Source organism: Micromonospora sp. SL1-18, assembly GCF_047921505.1.
GTDB lineage: Bacteria > Actinomycetota > Actinomycetes > Mycobacteriales > Micromonosporaceae > Micromonospora.
The window spans coordinates 1-16,933 of record NZ_JBLROA010000089.1; the positions used below are offsets into that span (position 1 = coordinate 1).

At 69.6% G+C, this 16,933-nt stretch carries 15 protein-coding genes and 2 pseudogenes; 9 read left to right on the forward strand and 8 right to left on the reverse strand.

The window, feature by feature from the left end; all coding sequences use genetic code 11:
• Positions 1 to 715, reverse strand: a pseudogene (locus tag ACNAW0_RS27435) (hypothetical protein); the annotation flags it as partial.
• A 446-nt stretch (positions 716 to 1,161) separates the two neighbouring features.
• Here ACNAW0_RS27435 and ACNAW0_RS27440 point away from each other — a divergent pair.
• Positions 1,162 to 1,311 (forward strand): annotated as a pseudogene (locus ACNAW0_RS27440) (50S ribosomal L9 C-terminal domain-containing protein); the annotation flags it as partial.
• Positions 1,312 to 2,045: 734 nt separating this feature from the next.
• Positions 2,046 to 2,297 (forward strand): hypothetical protein, encoded by a 252-nt coding sequence (locus ACNAW0_RS27445; protein WP_416290916.1) that lies wholly within the window; start codon positions 2,046 to 2,048, stop codon positions 2,295 to 2,297.
• A gap of 387 nt (positions 2,298 to 2,684) precedes the next feature.
• Here the strand turns inward: ACNAW0_RS27445 and ACNAW0_RS27450 are convergent, their stop codons facing one another.
• From ACNAW0_RS27450 to ACNAW0_RS27460, 3 genes are all read right to left on the reverse strand, one after another.
• Positions 2,685 to 3,938, reverse strand: coding sequence for a hypothetical protein (locus ACNAW0_RS27450; RefSeq protein WP_416290917.1), 1,254 nt, complete (start codon positions 3,936 to 3,938; stop codon positions 2,685 to 2,687).
• 432 nt (positions 3,939 to 4,370) lie between these two features.
• Positions 4,371 to 5,273: a hypothetical protein gene (locus tag ACNAW0_RS27455; RefSeq protein WP_416290918.1), complete on the reverse strand. Its 903-nt coding sequence runs from the start codon at positions 5,271 to 5,273 to the stop codon at positions 4,371 to 4,373.
• Positions 5,274 to 5,335: 62 nt separating this feature from the next.
• Positions 5,336 to 5,908: a histidine phosphatase family protein gene (locus ACNAW0_RS27460; RefSeq protein ID WP_416290919.1), complete on the reverse strand. Its 573-nt coding sequence runs from the start codon at positions 5,906 to 5,908 to the stop codon at positions 5,336 to 5,338.
• Between the two features lie 222 nt (positions 5,909 to 6,130).
• On the opposite strand from ACNAW0_RS27460, the gene ACNAW0_RS27465 reads away from it, so the two are divergent.
• Positions 6,131 to 6,721, forward strand: a complete 591-nt coding sequence (locus ACNAW0_RS27465; protein ID WP_416290920.1) for a carboxymuconolactone decarboxylase family protein — start codon at positions 6,131 to 6,133, stop codon at positions 6,719 to 6,721.
• Positions 6,718 to 7,596, forward strand: coding sequence for an RNA polymerase sigma-70 factor (locus ACNAW0_RS27470; protein ID WP_416290921.1), 879 nt, complete (start codon positions 6,718 to 6,720; stop codon positions 7,594 to 7,596). The genes ACNAW0_RS27465 and ACNAW0_RS27470 overlap by 4 nt, the downstream gene beginning before the upstream one ends.
• Before the next feature lie 8 nt (positions 7,597 to 7,604).
• On the opposite strand, the gene ACNAW0_RS27475 is transcribed toward ACNAW0_RS27470, so the two are convergent.
• Positions 7,605 to 7,907, reverse strand: coding sequence for a hypothetical protein (locus ACNAW0_RS27475; protein WP_416290922.1), 303 nt, complete (start codon positions 7,905 to 7,907; stop codon positions 7,605 to 7,607).
• A gap of 270 nt (positions 7,908 to 8,177) precedes the next feature.
• Here ACNAW0_RS27475 and ACNAW0_RS27480 point away from each other — a divergent pair, with 270 nt between their 5' ends.
• Complete coding sequence (locus tag ACNAW0_RS27480) at positions 8,178 to 11,750, forward strand: S8 family serine peptidase (protein WP_416290923.1); 3,573 nt, start codon at positions 8,178 to 8,180, stop codon at positions 11,748 to 11,750.
• Between the two features lie 134 nt (positions 11,751 to 11,884).
• Complete coding sequence (locus ACNAW0_RS27485) at positions 11,885 to 12,118, forward strand: hypothetical protein (protein WP_416290924.1); 234 nt, start codon at positions 11,885 to 11,887, stop codon at positions 12,116 to 12,118.
• A 15-nt stretch (positions 12,119 to 12,133) separates the two neighbouring features.
• Here ACNAW0_RS27485 and ACNAW0_RS27490 read toward each other — a convergent pair whose 3' ends face one another.
• A complete protein-coding gene (locus ACNAW0_RS27490; RefSeq protein WP_416290925.1) occupies positions 12,134 to 12,751 on the reverse strand; it encodes a pyridoxamine 5'-phosphate oxidase family protein in 618 nt (205 codons plus the stop codon).
• Between the two features lie 164 nt (positions 12,752 to 12,915).
• Here ACNAW0_RS27490 and ACNAW0_RS27495 point away from each other — a divergent pair, with 164 nt between their 5' ends.
• The 3 genes from ACNAW0_RS27495 to ACNAW0_RS27505 are packed head-to-tail and all read left to right on the forward strand — an operon-like array spanning position 12,916 to position 15,069.
• Entirely contained in the window at positions 12,916 to 13,422 is a 507-nt protein-coding gene (locus ACNAW0_RS27495; RefSeq protein ID WP_416290926.1) for a DUF2231 domain-containing protein, read from the forward strand.
• On the forward strand, positions 13,419 to 13,955 hold the full coding sequence (locus ACNAW0_RS27500) for an Hsp20/alpha crystallin family protein (RefSeq protein ID WP_416290927.1): 537 nt from the start codon (positions 13,419 to 13,421) through the stop codon (positions 13,953 to 13,955). The genes ACNAW0_RS27495 and ACNAW0_RS27500 overlap by 4 nt, the downstream gene beginning before the upstream one ends.
• A gap of 7 nt (positions 13,956 to 13,962) precedes the next feature.
• Positions 13,963 to 15,069, forward strand: a complete 1,107-nt coding sequence (locus ACNAW0_RS27505) for a glycosyltransferase family 9 protein (RefSeq protein WP_416290928.1) — start codon at positions 13,963 to 13,965, stop codon at positions 15,067 to 15,069.
• A gap of 46 nt (positions 15,070 to 15,115) precedes the next feature.
• On the opposite strand, the gene ACNAW0_RS27510 is transcribed toward ACNAW0_RS27505, so the two are convergent.
• Complete coding sequence (locus ACNAW0_RS27510) at positions 15,116 to 15,970, reverse strand: glycosyltransferase family 2 protein (RefSeq protein WP_416290929.1); 855 nt, start codon at positions 15,968 to 15,970, stop codon at positions 15,116 to 15,118.
• On the reverse strand, positions 15,967 to 16,933 hold a 967-nt coding region (rfaE2, locus tag ACNAW0_RS27515), incomplete at its 5' end, for a D-glycero-beta-D-manno-heptose 1-phosphate adenylyltransferase (RefSeq protein WP_416290930.1). The genes ACNAW0_RS27510 and rfaE2, both read right to left, overlap by 4 nt.

The following is a 16,933-nucleotide window of genomic DNA, read 5'->3' on the forward strand; positions in this document are numbered from 1 at the left end:
GCGAACTCCTTAGTAAGGCCGCGAGGTCATCCACCTCCACTGGCACCGCCTCGTAGTCGTCATACATGCCAGCCATGATGTCGGACCTCACGCTCGGCCAGTCCATGTTGGCGATGTCGTGGAGGTCGTGACCCTGGCGAAAGTGGAAGTGCCGCGGAAGATCACTCCACCTGCCCCTTCTCGGCGAGGCTGTCCCGACTAACCGGTCAATCTCAGCGAAGATTTCCTCTAGCTCGTCATATTCTGGTTCGTCGACAAGCTGCAGATCCCTAGGAACCCGTCTGACAAGCGGAGCAAGTAGGCGATCGAACTCTGCAACCAACTGCTCAAGCCGCCTCCGAACGACATGGCGTCGTTTGTGGGAGTAACGCTGTCGATACTCGGCCACCTCCTCGCCCGGTGCACCGATGCTTCGCTCGAACTGAATTCGTGCAAGAGGCTCATCCAGGTCGAGGCAGTCAAACCGACCTTGGGCAATCTCATCTAAGTCGCCAAACAGTTCAGTCGAAGGTCGCCACCCGTCAATGGAGGGAAGGGCGGTACGGATTTCACCGAAAGACCGGACCAGTTCGCGATACCGGATACCTTCCGGGCTTCCCGCTTGAAAGACGAGGCTTTCGGGGACGAGATCGATCATCTCTTTCCACAGCTTCTCAAGACGAACGATGTTGGCCTCAGTCCTGTCAAAGGCTTGCAGCGCGGCGTCAAGGTCCATGTGGGACATGGAACCAGTAGCACCGCTAGTTCCGCATCGAAAGATCGGCCCGCTTGAGGTTGGTCCGTCAGCCCTTGGGCTTCCACTAGGCCGTGAGGAGCCCTACGGCGGCGATCCGGAATGATCCGCTGCGGCAAGGCGAGAAGCCATGCCGTTCGCAGTCTCGCACCCACCTGCGACAAGACCGGCTGTCGACAGACTGCTGACGACGATCATCGGCAGGCGGCGTGGAGCACCAAAGCCGGGTCGCCTCAGCCTTACCTGAGCCCGTGCCCGATCCGTGCCCGATACAGCGGTCAACATCGGCCAGCGGAGGCCCGTCGCAGAGCTTGGCCGGGTCGCTCATGCTTCAACGACCAGGGGGCACCAGGCCAGGGGGCCGCAACCCAACCCGATTCCCAAGCTGAGGCTTGACTCAAGAGGTGTCCGGCCTCGGTGCCCCGGGCGACGCCGTCAAGGCGGCCGGCGGCCCGGCTCTGGACCGCCGCCGGCTGGAGCTGCCCGGTCACATCAAGTCGCTCGGCCACTACCCGGTCAGCATCAAGCTGCACCCCGAGGTGACCGCCAAGTTCGACCTGAACGTCGTCCAGGGCTGACACCCGACAGCACGACCAGGCCGACAACTCCAGCCGTCTCCCGGTAGCTCCCGGCCGGTTGCGTTGGGGGGTCAACCGGCCGCGGGTGCCTCCGCGCCGAGGTGTTGACGGGTGCTGCGCCGGCAATCTCAGCCGTTTGCGCAACGGGCTGGACCACGTTGGCGAGTCCAAGGGCAAGTTCATCTCCGACCCGCCATGCACAAGAAGGTTCTCGACAGCCGCCGTTTCTAGCGTTTGCGCCGCTGAGGTAGGTCCCTGCCTCCTTTGGCCTCTGACCAGCGGAATTGGTGCCGCCGGAGGTGTCTCCACCTGCCCGGTGCGGTCCACCGAAAAACGACTCGCGTACGAGTCGATGCCGACGCGGCCTGGTTTTCGGATCGCGCCCGCAAGGCTTGTCCACCGGGTGCCACGGCTCTGTCGGGTCGGTGTGCTTTCGTAGAGCCTGGCCCCTGCGGGACCCGTCTACCGGCGGGGACGTGGGCGGGTGGCCGTGGGCTACGGCTACACCGTTGGGATTAGTGGCAAGGCGGAACGCTAAGGCGCGACGCCGGGCCGCGCGGTTGAAAGGTGGGGATCCGTAGGACCGGGCCACTACAGTACGGCGAACGTGGCCGATGACTGGCAAGTCGGGGTCAAGGCGAGCGCCCGGGGACTGGACCTCCCCGGGGCCGCCGTGATGGTCACGTCCACCCATGTCCGAGCCAAGGACCATTACACGAGGAGAACGAAACCAAGTGACCACGGTAACGAGAGGCACGGGGCCGCGCCAGAGCGGGGGGACCAACGACACGGAGAACGCCCTGATCGTGGCGCTCTTGACGGTCGTGATCATTGGGATCGGTGCACTGGTCTACGTCGTGCAGATCAGTGCCGACATGGGCACGGTTGCCCCGGTGGCGATCTCCGCGATCAGCGCGATCACGCTGGCCGCGATCAGTGCGCTCACGGTGGTGCTCCGCAGGCGGCTTCCGCGTACTCGGAGGTGACCGGGCCGAGGCTGGCGGGCCGTCTACTCCTTCATCGACCTCCACGAGGTCAGCTAACAGGCACGGATGACAACCGATCACAGCAGACGATGCACCGCAGCCGCGTTCGGGACGAAGGAGTCAAGCTCGCCGGAGCGTCAGCAGGAAGTCAGCAGAAGCGGTGACATCCGCTGGTAAGCGCTGACAGAGGGCGACGGGCGCTGAGTGAAAGACGACGAGCGTTGCTGCTTGTCGATGACGCTCAGCGCCCGTCATCCGCCTTTGCAAGGCAGGGGTTAGGGGTTCAAGTCCCCGCGTTGGCCGACCTGTCGTGAAACGTGGAAGCGGCGCTCGCTCTACGAAGAGGCGGGCGCCGCTTCCCGCGACGGTCGGGCCGTGCCGGCGTTGCTAGAAGCGCGAGGCCCCTGCGTCGAGCGTCACGTCATCGCCGGCGGCGACGGTGACCCAGTCGGTGTAGCCGTAATATTCGGTGCCGTTGTAGGTCCAGGACACGAGGTCGGAGTCCGGCGAGGCGATGAAGCGGAACCGGTGCATGTAGAACTCGACGCGGTATGTGCCCGGTCTGACCCGTGCGATGTACGTGCCGTCCGAGTTGACCGTGGCCTTGATCGTCCCGATGTTCTGCCATCGCACATTGATTCGGTCGATACCGAAGGGACCAACCGGTGCGCCGGGGTCCGTTGCGTCTCGTACGAGGTTTGAGTTCTCATCCATCCAGACGGTTCCATGGATGGTGGCCGCCTGGAGGACCGTGAACAAGTGCTCCGCGGTGTTGTTGTCCAAGTTGGACTCAGGTGAAGTGGTCGAAGCGTTCAGGCCCAGTGTGATGACGCCCGGGGGTCCGGAGATCGTGGCGGAGAAGCTGAACTCGTCGCTCCACTGGCCGGGCCAGAGCGGAGCGTGCGTACAACGCCACCCCGGCCTGCCGTCCGCCGCCGTGTCGCCGAACGCGCAGGTCCAGCCATATGGGCTCGACATTTTCGAGTTCGTCAAGCCCTCGGGCACAGGGACGGTGATCGTGACGTCCTGGGCGCGCCGGGTACCGCCGTTGACAAGCCAGCGGGTGAATTCCACTCGATCGCCTTCGATCACATCCTGGTTGGACGGCCCGTCGTTGTAGGCGAAGAATAGATCGGCGGTACTGGGGATGTAGGTCATGGTGGCCTGACCGGTGTTGTTGCGGGTGTTTGGCTCCCGGTCCGAGGTCGCCGTCGCCGAGACGGTGACGGTGTCACCGGCGGTCCCGTCCGGAAGGCCGAACGGGATGCTCAGTGGATCGGCGGCCGCACCCGCGGCCAGCGGCGCATGCGTACAGGTCGCGGTTCCGTACAGGTCGCAATTCCAGCTCGGTGGGAGGACGAAGCCGTCGGAGAAGAAATAGGCTCCGGCGGGCAGGCTGAGGGCCAGCGTGAACTCCTGGCTGGCCAGGGATCCGATATTGCGCACGTCGACTGTCACGTAGGTCCAGCCGTCGACGTCGAGGACCTCGGTCGGGTCAACGGCTGCGGTGACGGCCAGGTCGGCATGGGACGGGTCGGCGTACGCCGGACTGACGCCCAGCAAGGCGCCGAGGAGGCCCAGCACGCCGGCGGCGCTGACGGTACGGAGCAGGGAACGGCGTTTGAGGGGTTTGGTTGACACAATGTCCTCTCGTCGAGGAATCAGCCGTGTAAGTGGTGAATCGGCCTGGACGGAAAGACACTACGTGTCCGGGTACGAAATTTCTGCCCAGAAGAGACGCTATCCGGGAGTTAGTGAGGTTCCCCCGATAGCGTGGAGGCCGGACCTAAGGGGATAGATGGTCATGGCTGAGACGAGACGGCGCTGGTCTGAGGATCGCTACGTAGCGCCTACCCCACTGCGTTGGGGTGGCTGTCGACAGCCGCGGTGACAGCAACAGGCTCGGACGAGCGCAGCGGCCGGCGGCCGGGCGCAGACAGCCGCCCGAGGTCGTGGATGCGGACGGGCCCTGCCGGACGGAGTGCCCAGAACTTGTAAGCGAGTAGTCAGGCCGCACCGCAAGATCCGGAACAGTACGGACTGCGGCTCCTGCTCCTGCTCCGAGAGCCGGGCTTATGTACCGCTCTGCGGCAGGTGGCGCGCCAGCTCGGCCCGCAGGGCTTGGACGCCGGGCTGCATTAGGCCGACGTCGACGATGTAGATGCGGCGGCCGCGGCGTTGGTGGGGGCGCTGCGCGGGAGCGGGAGGTGTCACCGCTTCCGGACGCAGGGTCACCTGGAGGGCGGCGAACGGGCCAGGCCGGCGGATCGTCGCTGACTCGATCGCCTCCCACGCGAGAACGACTGGTCGGCCCCTCCGGGCTAGTTCCACGGCGGTGCTTGACATCCGAATCCACGCCCACCGCCCCCGATGACCGACGAGCCAGACGCCGCTGAAGACGACGGCGCCTATGAGGCCGCCCACAAGGGCTAGGAGCGGATGGTGCGGAGGCTCCCGAAGGATCAACGCGAGCGCGGTCTGGTAGACCAGCCACCAAGCCGAGGCGATGAGGAACGTCATGACAAGGACCCGCCGGACGGGCAGCCGGAAGGTCACCCAGTCGGACGTGACGGTCATTGGCACTCCATCCATCGACATGACGGCAGGGTAGAGGAGCCCCGCCAGAGCGGCCAGTGACGGCGTTCCTGGGCTCACGAGGCCACGAGACGCCAGCCAAGATCGACGATGAGCAGCAGTGGGCACCCGGAACTGGCTGAGCAGCCAAGCGAGCAGCCAAGCGAGCAGCCAAACCGGCGAACAGCAGCGGACGATCGCGGACGCGGACATCAACTTGAGCAGAAGGACCAGGCGGCGGACCAGCGATGTGCTACCGACTCGTAATGCGTAGGCCGACGGTTCGATTCCGTCAGGCGGCTCGGTGAGAAAGCCCAGGTCAACGGCCTGGGCTTCGCCGTTTCCCAAGGTCGACAACGCCCACGGACCGGACGTGCGCTCACGCCGCTGAGCGAGCGTCACGACATGTGCCGGAAGGGCGGCAGTTCAGCGCGCCCTCGTGAAGATGACCGGATGGCGTATCGCTACAGGTGCCCCGTGTCGTTGAAGCTGACCAAGGTCGGCGGTCGGTCGGAATCCCACTGCACGATGGTGAGCGCGCAGTTGGCCTGGTTGAGACCAATCCACCGCCATACCGGGGCGTCAAGCATGTGGCGGACGAACCATCCGATGACGAAGTTGTGCGTAATCAGCAGTTCGTGCCGGTCGTTGTCGCCGGCGACACCGAAGTGTGCGACAGCATCCTGCAGGGCCGTCGCGTCTTCGTCGCGTTCGTCGTCGGGCACGCCGTCGAGCCAGGCATGCCACCGGCCCGGGTATCGGCCGCGTTGCCCGGTGGAGGGCACCGGCGTTCGGTCCGCTACAAAATCGCAGCCGTGCCGCGGCACCTGTGGGAGATGGCCGGCGATGATGTCGGCGGTCTGGGCCGCCCGGGCCAACGGACTGTGATGGATCGCCGAGAAAGGCACTGTACGCAGCCGCCGGCCCAGCCGGTCCGCCTGCTCACGACCGAGTTGCGAAAGGCCTCCGTCCGAGGCGTGACCGGACGCCGGATCCTGTTCGCCGTGGCGGACGAGGTACAGCAGCGTACGAGCCAACGTGGGCCACCTCCGGGTCCTTGTGCGACGAGGAGCACGATAGATCACGGAGGCACGGACGACCCGGCCGAGAACAAGGCCAGGTGCACTCTTTTCTGCCGCCGTCTACGACGAACAGACCAACCGTTCTCCCGCTCGATGTCACATCCGCGGCCCGGCCGGTGTCTCCATGGCGCGACGACCTACCAACCCGTCGGCCCAGCCACCGACACAGGAGGAGACATGGAGCACACGACCCGCATCCCCCCGGCCGAGATCACCGGCGTCAAGGGAGCGCTGATCAAGCGGATGATCGAGAAGAAACTGGGCAAGGTGCCGACGGCGGTGGGCGTCTACTGGCACAACCCCAAGGTGCTGTTCGCCAGCTTCGGCCTCGGCGGCAAGCTGCAGAAGTGGGACGCCTGCGACGAGAACCTGAAGTCGTTCGCCCACATGGCGGTCGCGTCGCTAGTCGGCTGCACGTGGTGCCTGGACTTCAACTACTTCGAGACCCGCAACAAGGGACTCGATGTGGAGAAGGCGCGCGAGATCCCACGGTGGCGGGAGGCGGACGTCTTCACTCCGCTGGAGCGGGACGTCCTGGAGTACGCCGAGGCGATGAGCCAGACACCGCCGACCGTGACCGACGAGCTGGTGGACCGGCTGCACGCCGAGCTGGGACCTCCCGCCGTGGTCGAGCTCACCTCGGTGATCGCATTCGCGAACATGAGCACGCGTGGCAACGTGGCGCTCGGCATCGAGTCCGACGGCTTCGCCGCCGCGTGCGGCTTGAAGCCGCTGGCCAAGCGCCCGGGAGTAGCGTCCGCGTCATGAGCGAGGACCCCTTCGTCGTCCACCGCAGCCTGCTGTTCACCGTCGCCTACGAGATGCTCGGCTCGGTCGCCGACGCCGAGGACGTGGTGCAGGAGACCTGGCTGCGGTGGGCAGCCTTGGTCGACGCCGAGCGCTGCGAGGTCCGGGACCCCCGGGCGTACCTCGTGCGGATCGTGACCCGGCTCTGCCTCAACCGGCTGCGCACGCTCGCGCGGCAGCGCGAGGAGTACGTGGGCGAGTGGCTGCCCGAGCCCCTGCTGACCAGCCCGGACATCGCCGAGGACGTCGAGCTCGCGGAGAGCGTGTCGATCGCCATGCTGGCGGTACTCGAGACTCTGCTACCGACGGAGCGCGCGGTCTTCGTGCTCCGCGAGGTCTTCGATGTGCCGTACGACGAGATCGCCGAGGCGCTGGACAAGTCGCCGGCGGCGGTGCGCCAGATCGCGACGCGGGCCCGCAAGCACGTGGCGGCGCGCCGGCCGCGGATGTCGGTAAGCCGCACCGAGCAGGAGCAGGTGGTCGAGCGGTTCCTTGCCGCGCTGACCACCGGCGACGTGCCCGGACTGCTCAAGGTGCTGGCTCCCGACGTGCTCGTCGTGGGCGACGGCGGCGGCCTGGCCCCGGTAATCCCGAAGCCGGTCCGCGGGGCCGCAAAGCTCGTCCCGGTGATGGCCCGCTTCGCCGAGGTCGCGCCCGGCGCCAGGGCTTTCATCGTCGACCTCAACGGCGGCATCGCGGCGCGCATCGACCCCGGCGGCGAGAACGACACGGCCGTGTCGTTCGTCATCGAGGATGGCCGGATCACCCAAATCTACGCGATCCGCAACCCGCACAAGCTCGAGCGGCTGGGCGAGGTGGCCGAGCTTCGACGGTGAGTCCAGGCTTAAGCATGCTCGCGTCTGCCGGTGCGGAACGGCGGCGGGCAGCCCACGTCCGAGCCGGGCGTGCAGTGGAGCTTGTACTCGTGCTCGGCGCCCTTTACGTCGGGCAGCTTGTCGGTCTTGCCGTCGTTGGCGACCTCCACAGTGACGTCCTCGAGGAACCGCTGCCAGACCGGGAAGTCGGCGACGCCCATGTCGGGGTTGGCGAACAGCGCGCCCCAGTTGGCCGGCGTATGGCTCTCGTACCAGGGGCGGCCGTCCGCCGCCACCACGCTGGGCGAGCTGTAGTAGGTCTTGTCGTCCACGCATCTCGGAGGTGAAGGTCACACGGGCGCTTCCGGCCTGCTTCAACTTGCCTGCTCATGCCTGACCTGCGGCGGAAGTGGTCCGGGCCGAGCCTGCGGCGCGACGTTGAGTGTGGCCGGTGGACGGTCGGGTGCGGCATCGACCGTTTTGGAGGTGGTGCGGCCCGCTCCGGTTCTGGCACACTGCCATCGCCTGGCAGCTCTATGCGCCGGCCCTACTTCTCATCGTCCCTACACGGGGGGTTTCTCTTGCCACTCCGCCGTTCGGCGGTGGCTGCGCTCGCACTGGCCGTCACCGGGGTACTCGTCCCCGCCGTGCACCCGGCCCATGCCGCCCAGCCACCCGACCACAAGTTCAGCGCCTCGCCGTTGCCGCGCCCGGAACGGCCGCGCGACCTCAAGGAACGCGAGTTCGATCCGGACGCGGTGCTCGTCCGCTTCAAGTCCGGCGCCTCCCGCTCTGCCAAGAGCCAGGTCCTCGGCCGCCGGGACGTACGTTCCAGCGCCGGCGTCGACGGCACCGAGTGGGTCAAGGTGCGCGGCGCAGGCTCGGCTGTGGACCTCATGCGCAGCCTGCGTAAGGATCCGGCCGTCGCCGACGTCAGCCTCGACTACAAGCGCACGGCCAGCCTCAAGCCGAACGACCCGGCGTACGCCTACGGTGATCAGTCTTATCTGAACACCGTCCGGCTGCCCCAGGCGTGGGACCGGACCACGGGCTCGACCGGCCAGATCATCGCGGTGGTCGACACGGGCGTGAACATCAATCACCCGGACCTCAAGGGCCGGACCGTGACCGGCTACAACGCGATCAACCCGAGCGCCCTGCCGGCCGACGACAACGGCCACGGCACGATGGTGGCCGGTATCGCGGCGGCCAACACCAACAACGGCATCGGCGTGGCGGGTGCCGCGTGGACGGCGCGCATCATGCCGATCAAGGTCCTCCGCGCGAACGGCTCCGGGTACGACTCGGAGATCGCCAGGGGCGTCGTCTGGGCCGCGGACCACGGTGCCAAGATCATCAACATGTCGCTCGGCGGCCCGGGTGACAACACCGCGCTGCACGACGCGATCAGGTACGCGACCGGCAAGGGCGCGGTGGTCGTGGTGGCCGCCGGCAACGACGGCGACGGTAGGGCCCAGTACCCGGCCGCGTACTCCGAGGTCATCGCGGTCGCCGCCACCGACGCGTCCGGCCGGCTCACCGACTTCAGCTCGTACGGTGACTGGATCGACGTCGCCGCCCCCGGCACGGACATCGTCTCCACCGGGCTGGGCTCGAACTACTACATCGGCGACGGCACCTCCTTCTCCGCGCCGATCGTCTCCGGCACGGTTGCGCTGGTGCGGACGATCTACCCGTCGATGACTTCGGCGCAGGTCCTCGCCCGGATCCGCAACACCGCCCGGGACGCCGGTCCGCGCGGCATCGACCCGTACTACGGCTACGGCATCCTCGACGCGTACGCCGCGGTCGGCGGCCCCTTCGGGGCGGAGTTCCCGGCCCCGTCCCTGGGCGCCAACGAGCCGAACGACGTACCGGCCCGGGCAACCGCGCTGGGCACCTCGGCCACCGGCACCATCGGCATCGAGGGCGACATCGACTGGTACAAGTTCACCGTGGACGGCCTCAAGTCCGTCGAGGTGACGGTGCGGCCGCCCGCGTACGACCCCTACTGGATGCAGAACCTCGACCCGGTCCTGGCCGTCTACGACAGCAACCTGCGCCTGGTCGGCGGGTCCGACGTCAACGGCCCGGGCGGTGCCGAAAAGGTGTCCGCCAAGATCGGCGCCGGTACCTACTACGTCTCGGTGCGCAACTACAACGGCGCCCTCGACACCCGCCCCTACACCGTCTCCGTGGACAGCCCGCCGGCACCGATGTTCGGGCCGTACCAGGTCAAGACGACCGGGTCGCAGCCGCAGACCGTGGCCATCGGCGACGTCACGGGCGACGGCCGTAACGACGTGGTCATGGCCACCACCTTCAACTTCGACTCGGCCAACGACCGCAAGCTGTTCGTCTTCGCGCAGCAGCCCAATGGCACGCTGGCCGCCCCGGTCAAGTACGCCACGCGCCTGCAGGACGGGGACCCGGCCGCCCTCGCCCTGCTCGACGCCACCGGCGACGGCAAGCAGGACGTGGCCCTGGGCACCAGCGCCGGTGTGGAGATCTTCCGGCAGACCGACACGGGCACGCTGGAGTCGATCGGCACGATCGCCGACACCACCGGCAGTACGGCCCTCGCCGCCGCCGACCTGGACGGCGACGGCCTCACCGACCTGGTGGTGGCCACCGGCGACGGGATCAAGCTGCTGACCCAGGAGGCCGACCACACCTTCACCGTCTCGCCCGTGGCGGCCGAGACCAGCCGCGAGCTGGAGGTCGGTGACGTCAACGGCGACGGCCGCCCTGACGTGGTGGGCTACTCCGGCACGACCGTTCGGGTCTGGGACCGCACCGACGACGGCTGGCACCGCACCGATCACTCGATCGGCTCCGGCCCGCAGATCGGCGGGATCGAGGTCGCGGACATCTCCGGTGACGGCCGCGCCGACGTGGTCGCCACGTTGTACGGGAACCCGCCGGCCGTCGCCGTCCTGCGGCAGAACGCGGCCGGCGGCCTGGACGCAGCCCAGCTGACCCCGCTGGGCGACCTTCCGGGGCCGGTCAGGGCCGCCGACGTGAACGGCGACGGCCGGCTCGACGCGGTCACGGTGCACAGCAGGGCGATCAGCGTCCTCCCGCAGAAGGCGGACGGTTCACTCGGCGCGCCGGGCGTCTCCGCCCTCCCGTACGCCTCGAACTACCAACCGCACGGTCTGGCCCTCGGTGACATCAACGGCGACGGCAAGGTCGACGCGGTCACCGCGAACCCGGACAACGGCCTGGTCGTGCTTTACAACGGCGCGGAGCCGGGCCCGGTGGGCGCGCAGGGCTGGGTGCGCGACGCCTCCCCGGCCGACTTCGCCACCGGCGTGGCCGTCACGGCGAAGCCGACCGTCACCTTCGCCCGGAACGTGAACGCGGCGACGGTGACCTCGTCCACGGTGCGGCTGATCAACGGTCGTACCGGGGCGGCTGTGCCGGTCAACCTGTCGGTCTCCGGAGCCACGGTCACGCTGGCCCCGACCGCCGCGCTGCAGGCCAGCACGCCGTACCGGATCACGGTCAGCGGGCTCAAGGACAGCTCGGGTGCCGCCCAGACCGAGGCGTACAGCCGCACCTTCCGTACGCCGACCGCGTCGCTGATCGGCACCGCCGCCACCGTCAGCAGCAATGCCACCTCGCGGACCTACGGCAGCGCGGTGACCGTGACCGGCAAGCTGACCCGCAAGGACACCGGCGCCGGCCTGGTCGGTGTGCCCGTCCAGCTGTGGGCCAAGTACAAGGGCGCCTCGTCGTACGCGCAGCTCACCACGGTGACCAGCGGTACCAGCGGCGCGCTCGCGTACACCCACAAGCCGTCCAAGATCGTCAGCTACCAGTGGATCTACCAGGGCTCTCCCACCTACGCCGGCAGCGTCAGCAGCCTGCGTACGGTGAACGTGGCCACGCTGGTGACGGCGACGCTGTCGAAGACCTCGTTCCGCCTCGGCCGCACCGTGACCCTCTCCGGCAAGGTTTCGCCGAGCCACTCGGGGAAGACGGTCTATCTGCAGCGCTTGGTCAACGGTAAGTGGAAGAACATCACGAGCAAGAAGCTCTCGTCGTCGAGCTCCTACTCGTTCACCATCAAGCCGACCAAGAGGGGCACGTACTCCTACCGGGTCTACAAGGCCGCCGACACCGATCACATCGCGGGCGCCAGCCCGAAGCGGACCTTCAAGGTCACCTGATCCCGTCGGTATCTCCGATCGGTTCCCCCGTCGCGACCGCGGCGGGGGAACCGTCGTCTCCGGGGCCGTCGCCGCAGCGGGGCTACGATGGCGGCGTCGTCTCGTGACCCAGCCGATCGAGAGCGCCGCAGCACATGAAAGCGATACCTATCCTCGTCCTGCTCGTCGTGCTCGCCCTGGACGCGTGGGTCTACACGGACGCCAGGCAGCGGATGAGACGCGGGAGCCCGGTCTCCGTCTCGATCGGGTCGCTCCGGGTCGAGACTCCGGAGGCGTGGCTGCTGGGCTGTGTGGTCCTGTGGGTGGTGTTCTTCCCGCTCTACCTGGCCGCCACCGGGCGGAACCCCTTCGCCCACAGCAGCCGCTGACCAGGCGACGCCGGCTCAGGAGTAGATGGTCTTCACATAGTCTGGGCCGTAGTGGCGTTCGAGGTCGGCGAGGCTATCCGCCGGGGCCTCCACCTCCTTGACCAGCCGGGCCCGGGTCGGCAGGACGTCCGGCCGCCAGGTCTCCGGCTGCCACAGCCCGGAGCGGAGGAACGCCTTCGGGCAGTGGTAGAAGATCTGCTCGATGGCCACCTCGACGGCCAGCACCGGCCGGTGCCCCTTGACCACCATGTCGGCGAAGTACGGGGCGTCCCGGACCAGCCGGGCCCGGCCGTTGATGCGCAGCGTGTCGGTCCGGCTGGGAATCAGATAGACCAGCCCGACGTGCGGGTTGGCCAGGATGTTGCGGTAGCCGTCGGCCCGCCGGTTGCCCGGCCGCTCGGGGATGGCGATCGTCGCCTCGTCCAGCACCACCGTGAAGCCGGGCGGGTCGCCCTTCGGGGAGACGTCACAGCCGCCGTCCGCGCCGGCCGTGGCGACCAGGCAGAACGGCGAGGAGGCCAGCCACTCCCGGTCCCGCTCGTGTAGCACCGTGCGCTCCTTGCCCAGCGCCCGCCGCGTCGGCGTACCGAGTAGCTCGCTCAGCTCCTCCGCGGTGGTGATCTCCGTCGTCACGCGTTTCCTCCCCCGTCCGTTGACGCTGATCCCGATTCCGGCCCGCGACCGGCCGGCGTCCGCCATCGTCAGCCTAGGTGAGCGCGTCGACCGCGAGGTTTGCCCCCGGAAGCGGCGGGTACGGCTAACCCGCAGCGCGCTCGGACGCGACCGATGGAGGCCGGATGGAGAGCCGACTGAAGGTGCTGGGTCACCCGCTGCACCCGATGCTGGTGATGTTCCCGGTGGCGCTCCTGGTCATTGCGGTGATCTTCGACGTGATCGACGTCGCCGGTGGGCCGGACTATCTGGCCGAGGCCGCGTACTGGAACATCGCGGCCGGCCTGATCGGCGGCCTGCTGGCCGCGGCGGCCGGCTCGGTCGACCTGTTCGCCCTCCCGGCCGGCACCCGCGCCAAGCAGGTCGGGCTCACCCACGCGGTCGCCAACCTCGCGGTGATCCTGCTCTTCGCCGCGGTCTGGGTGGTCCGGCTGGGCGCCGAGTCCCGGGCCGCCGGGGGAGCCCTGATCGCCATCGAGGTGGTCGCCCTGGCGATCCTCGGGATCAGCGCCTGGCTCGGCGGCGAGCTGGTGGACCGGCTGGGCGTGGGCGTCGACCCGGAGGCCGACCTGAACGCCCCGAGCTCGCTGCGACCCTCCACGGCGACCCAGCGGATCGGAGACACGCGATGACGGAACAGAGCGGTGGCGGAGGCCGGCGGGGCCGGTACCAGGGCTGGGACCCGATGGGTGAGCTCCAGTCCCTGCGGTCCGAGCTGGGCCGACTGGTCGGTGGCCGGTCCAGCCCGCCCGAGGTGGAGGTGGGTGAGGTCGCCGACGGCTGGGAGGTGGTCGTCCGGCTGCCCGGCGTGGCGCCCGAGGAGGTGGCCGTCGAGCTGGACGACCGGGAACTGTGCGTACGGGCCCGCTCGGAGGCCGAGGTGAACGCCGACCAGGGCATCCCGGACGGCTACGAGATGCGCGGCTTCGAGTATCGGGTGGACCTGCCGTCCCGGGTGGACCCGGACCGGATCGACGCGGTGATGGATCACGGCCTGCTGCGGGTGCGGCTGCCCAGGGCGACCCGGCCCGCGCCGCGCACCATCACCGTCGGCCGCGCCGGCCCCCGCACCGCCACCAGGGGTAAGCGGATCCTGGCCGACCCGGCCGCGGACCGGGAGCTGCACCACCCGGACATCACGGTCGACGAGATCGACCGGCTGTAGGGGTCGGGTGGCCACCCCGTCGGCGCTCTGCCCGGTCGGCGAGCGCGTGCCCGACGTCGAGCGGATCGCCGTGCTGCGGGCGAACGCGCTCGGCGACTTCATCTTCGTCCTGCCCGCGCTGGAGGCGCTGCGGGCCGCGTACCCCGGGGCGGAGATCGTGCTGCTCGGCGCGCCGTGGCACGCGGAGCTCTGGCGCGACCGGCCCGGCCCGGTGGACCGCGTGCTGGTGGTGCCGCCCGCGCCCGGCATCCGCGACGCCGGGCCGGACGAGCCGCCGGCGGCGCTGCGTTCCTTCGTGGCGGCGGCCCGGAAGGAACGCTTCGACCTGGCGGTGCAGCTGCACGGCGGCGGTGCCAACTCCAACCCGGTGGTCGCCGACCTGGGCGCCCGGGTCACCGCCGGCCTGCGGGCCGAGGACGCGCCGCCGCTCGACCGCTGGATCCGGTACGTCTACTACCAGCCCGAGGTGGTCCGCTACCTGGAGGTGGTGGCCCTGGTCGGGGCGCCGGCCACCACGGTCGTCCCGGCCCTGGCGGTGACCGACGCCGACCGGGCCGAGGCCCGCGAGGTGCTGGGCGAGCCGGCGCGGCCCCGGGTGGCGCTGCACCCGGGGGCGACCGACACCCGGCGACGCTGGCCGCCGGAGCGCTTCGGTGAGCTCGCCCGCACGCTGGCCGGCGACGGGTACGAGGTGCTGGTCACCGGCACCCCCGCCGAGCGGGAGACGGTCGACGCGGTGGTGGCGGCGGCCGGCGTCCCGGTCCGCCCGCAGGTCGGCACGCTCAGCCTCGGTGGGCTGGCCGGCTGCTACTCCGGCTGCGCGCTGGTGGTGTCGAACGACACCGGGCCGCTGCACCTGGCCGCCGCGGTCGGTGCCCCGACGGTCGGGATCTACTGGATCGGCAACCTGATCAACGGGGCGACCCCGTTGCGCGCCCGGCACCGCCCGATCGCCGCCTGGATCACCCGCTGCCCGGTCTGCGACGTCGACTGCACGCCCGGCATCTATCCGCACCGCCCCGGTGACGGCGACTGCCCGCACCGGGACTCGTTCGTCGCCGACGTGCCGGTGATCGAGGTCGTCGAGGCCGCCCGCGAGCTGCTCACGGTGTAAGGAGGGGCCCCTTGTTAACAGACGTCTGTTAACAAGGGGCCCCTCCTTACCTGAGGACGACCTCCCATGCCTCCACGTCCCGCTCGGTGACCGTGGTCGGCGACTCCAGGTGGTACGCGCCGCTGGGCAGCACTCCCGCGCCGCCGTACCGCTCCAGCACCGCGAGCTGCGCGGCGACGTCCTCGCCCTGGTGGCGCTCCTGCAACCGGCGCCAGAACTCGAAGCCGCCGGAGTCGACCAGCTTGGCCCGGTCATAGAGGACGCAGCCGCCGATCCAGGAGACCTTGTACGCCCGCCAGGCTCCCGCCGGCAGCCGTAGCTTCTCGGTGACGTGCAGCAGGTTCGCCGCCGGGTGGATGGTGGACCGGTCCCACTCCGGGGTGCCGGGGCGGATCCGCTCCGGTACGGGCCGGCCGTGCCACTCCTCGTAGTGGACGTGCGTCTCGGGGCGGACGTCGTCGGCGTAGGAGAGGCCGTGCACCGCGTTTCCGACGAATCCGCAGCCCAGTTCCCTGATCGCGGTGGCCAGCCGGGCCAGCGCGCCGGGTTCCAGCCAGACGTCGTCGTCGAGGCAGAGCACGTACCGGGCCGCCGACTGGTCCAGCAGGTACGCCCGGTGCTCGGCGAGCCCGCGCCGGGGCAGCCGCCGGGTCAGCAGCACCGGACGGCCCCGGTGGCGCAGCGCCCGGACCATGGTGGCTGCCGCCGGGTGCGCGTACGCCGGCCCGTCGTCGGACTGGTCGCTCACCACCACCCCGAAGTCGGGTACGCCCTCCTGGGCGGCCAGCCCGGAGAGGGTGACCGCCAGTTCGGCGGGGCGGTTGCGGGTGGGGATCAGCACGTCGAGCTGCCGGGGGCGGCGGAACCGTTCCGGTGTGCCGAGGTCGAGCGGCCGGTTCACGTCGGTCTGCCCGTCCCGTCGCCGACGGTGGGAGTGACCGACTGCGCCCGGATCCGGTCGATGATCGCCGAGGTGGAGCGGTCCGGCACGTAGCCGAGGGTGCGGACCTGCCCGCCGAGTCGGCGTACCAGCGGCCCCTCGGGCACCATCTCCGGCGGGTAGTCGCCGCCCTTGACGTACACGTCCGGGCGTACCGCCTCGATCAGCTTCGCCGGCGAGTCCTCCTCGAAGACCACCACGTGGTCGACGCACTCCAGCGCAGCGAGCAGGGCCGCGCGGTCCTCGACCGGGTTGACCGGCCGGTCCGGCCCCTTGAGCCGGCGTACGCTGCCGTCGGAGTTGACCGCCACGATCAGCAGGTCGCCGAGCGCGCGGGCCTGGGTCAGGTAGCGGACGTGCCCTGGGTGCAGCACGTCGAAGCAGCCGTTGGTGAAGACGATCGACCGGCCGGCGCGGCGGTGTTCGGCGGCGAGCGCGGTCAGTTCCTCCGCGCCGAGCAGTGTCGAACGGCCGGTCTCCGCCGTCCCGGTGCCCAGCGCGTCGAGCAGGTCCTCCCGCCGGCACACGCAGGTGCCGGTGTCGGAGACGGTGATGGTGGCGGCGAGCTGGGCGAGCTGGGCGGCGGTCGGCAGGCTCGCCTCGGCCGCCAGCGCCAGGGTCATCGCCGCCAGGTACGCGTCTCCCGCGCCGACGGCGTGGCTGGCCGGAACGGGGGTGCTGTGGCTGCGTCGGCGCTCGCCGTCGGGCCCGCCGACCACTGCGCCTTCGGTGTCCAGGGTCACCGCCACCACGTCCGCGCCGGTGTGCGCGTGCAGTTCGGGCAGGCGTGACTCGGCCAGCACCGCCCGGTCGACGCCCGCGCCGGCGGCCGCGTTCACGGTGACGCCGGTGCCGGTGACGCTGAGCCCGTCCCCGGTCAGCGCGACCCGGTTCTCGCCAGGCGTCGGCTCGCCGGTCGGCCCG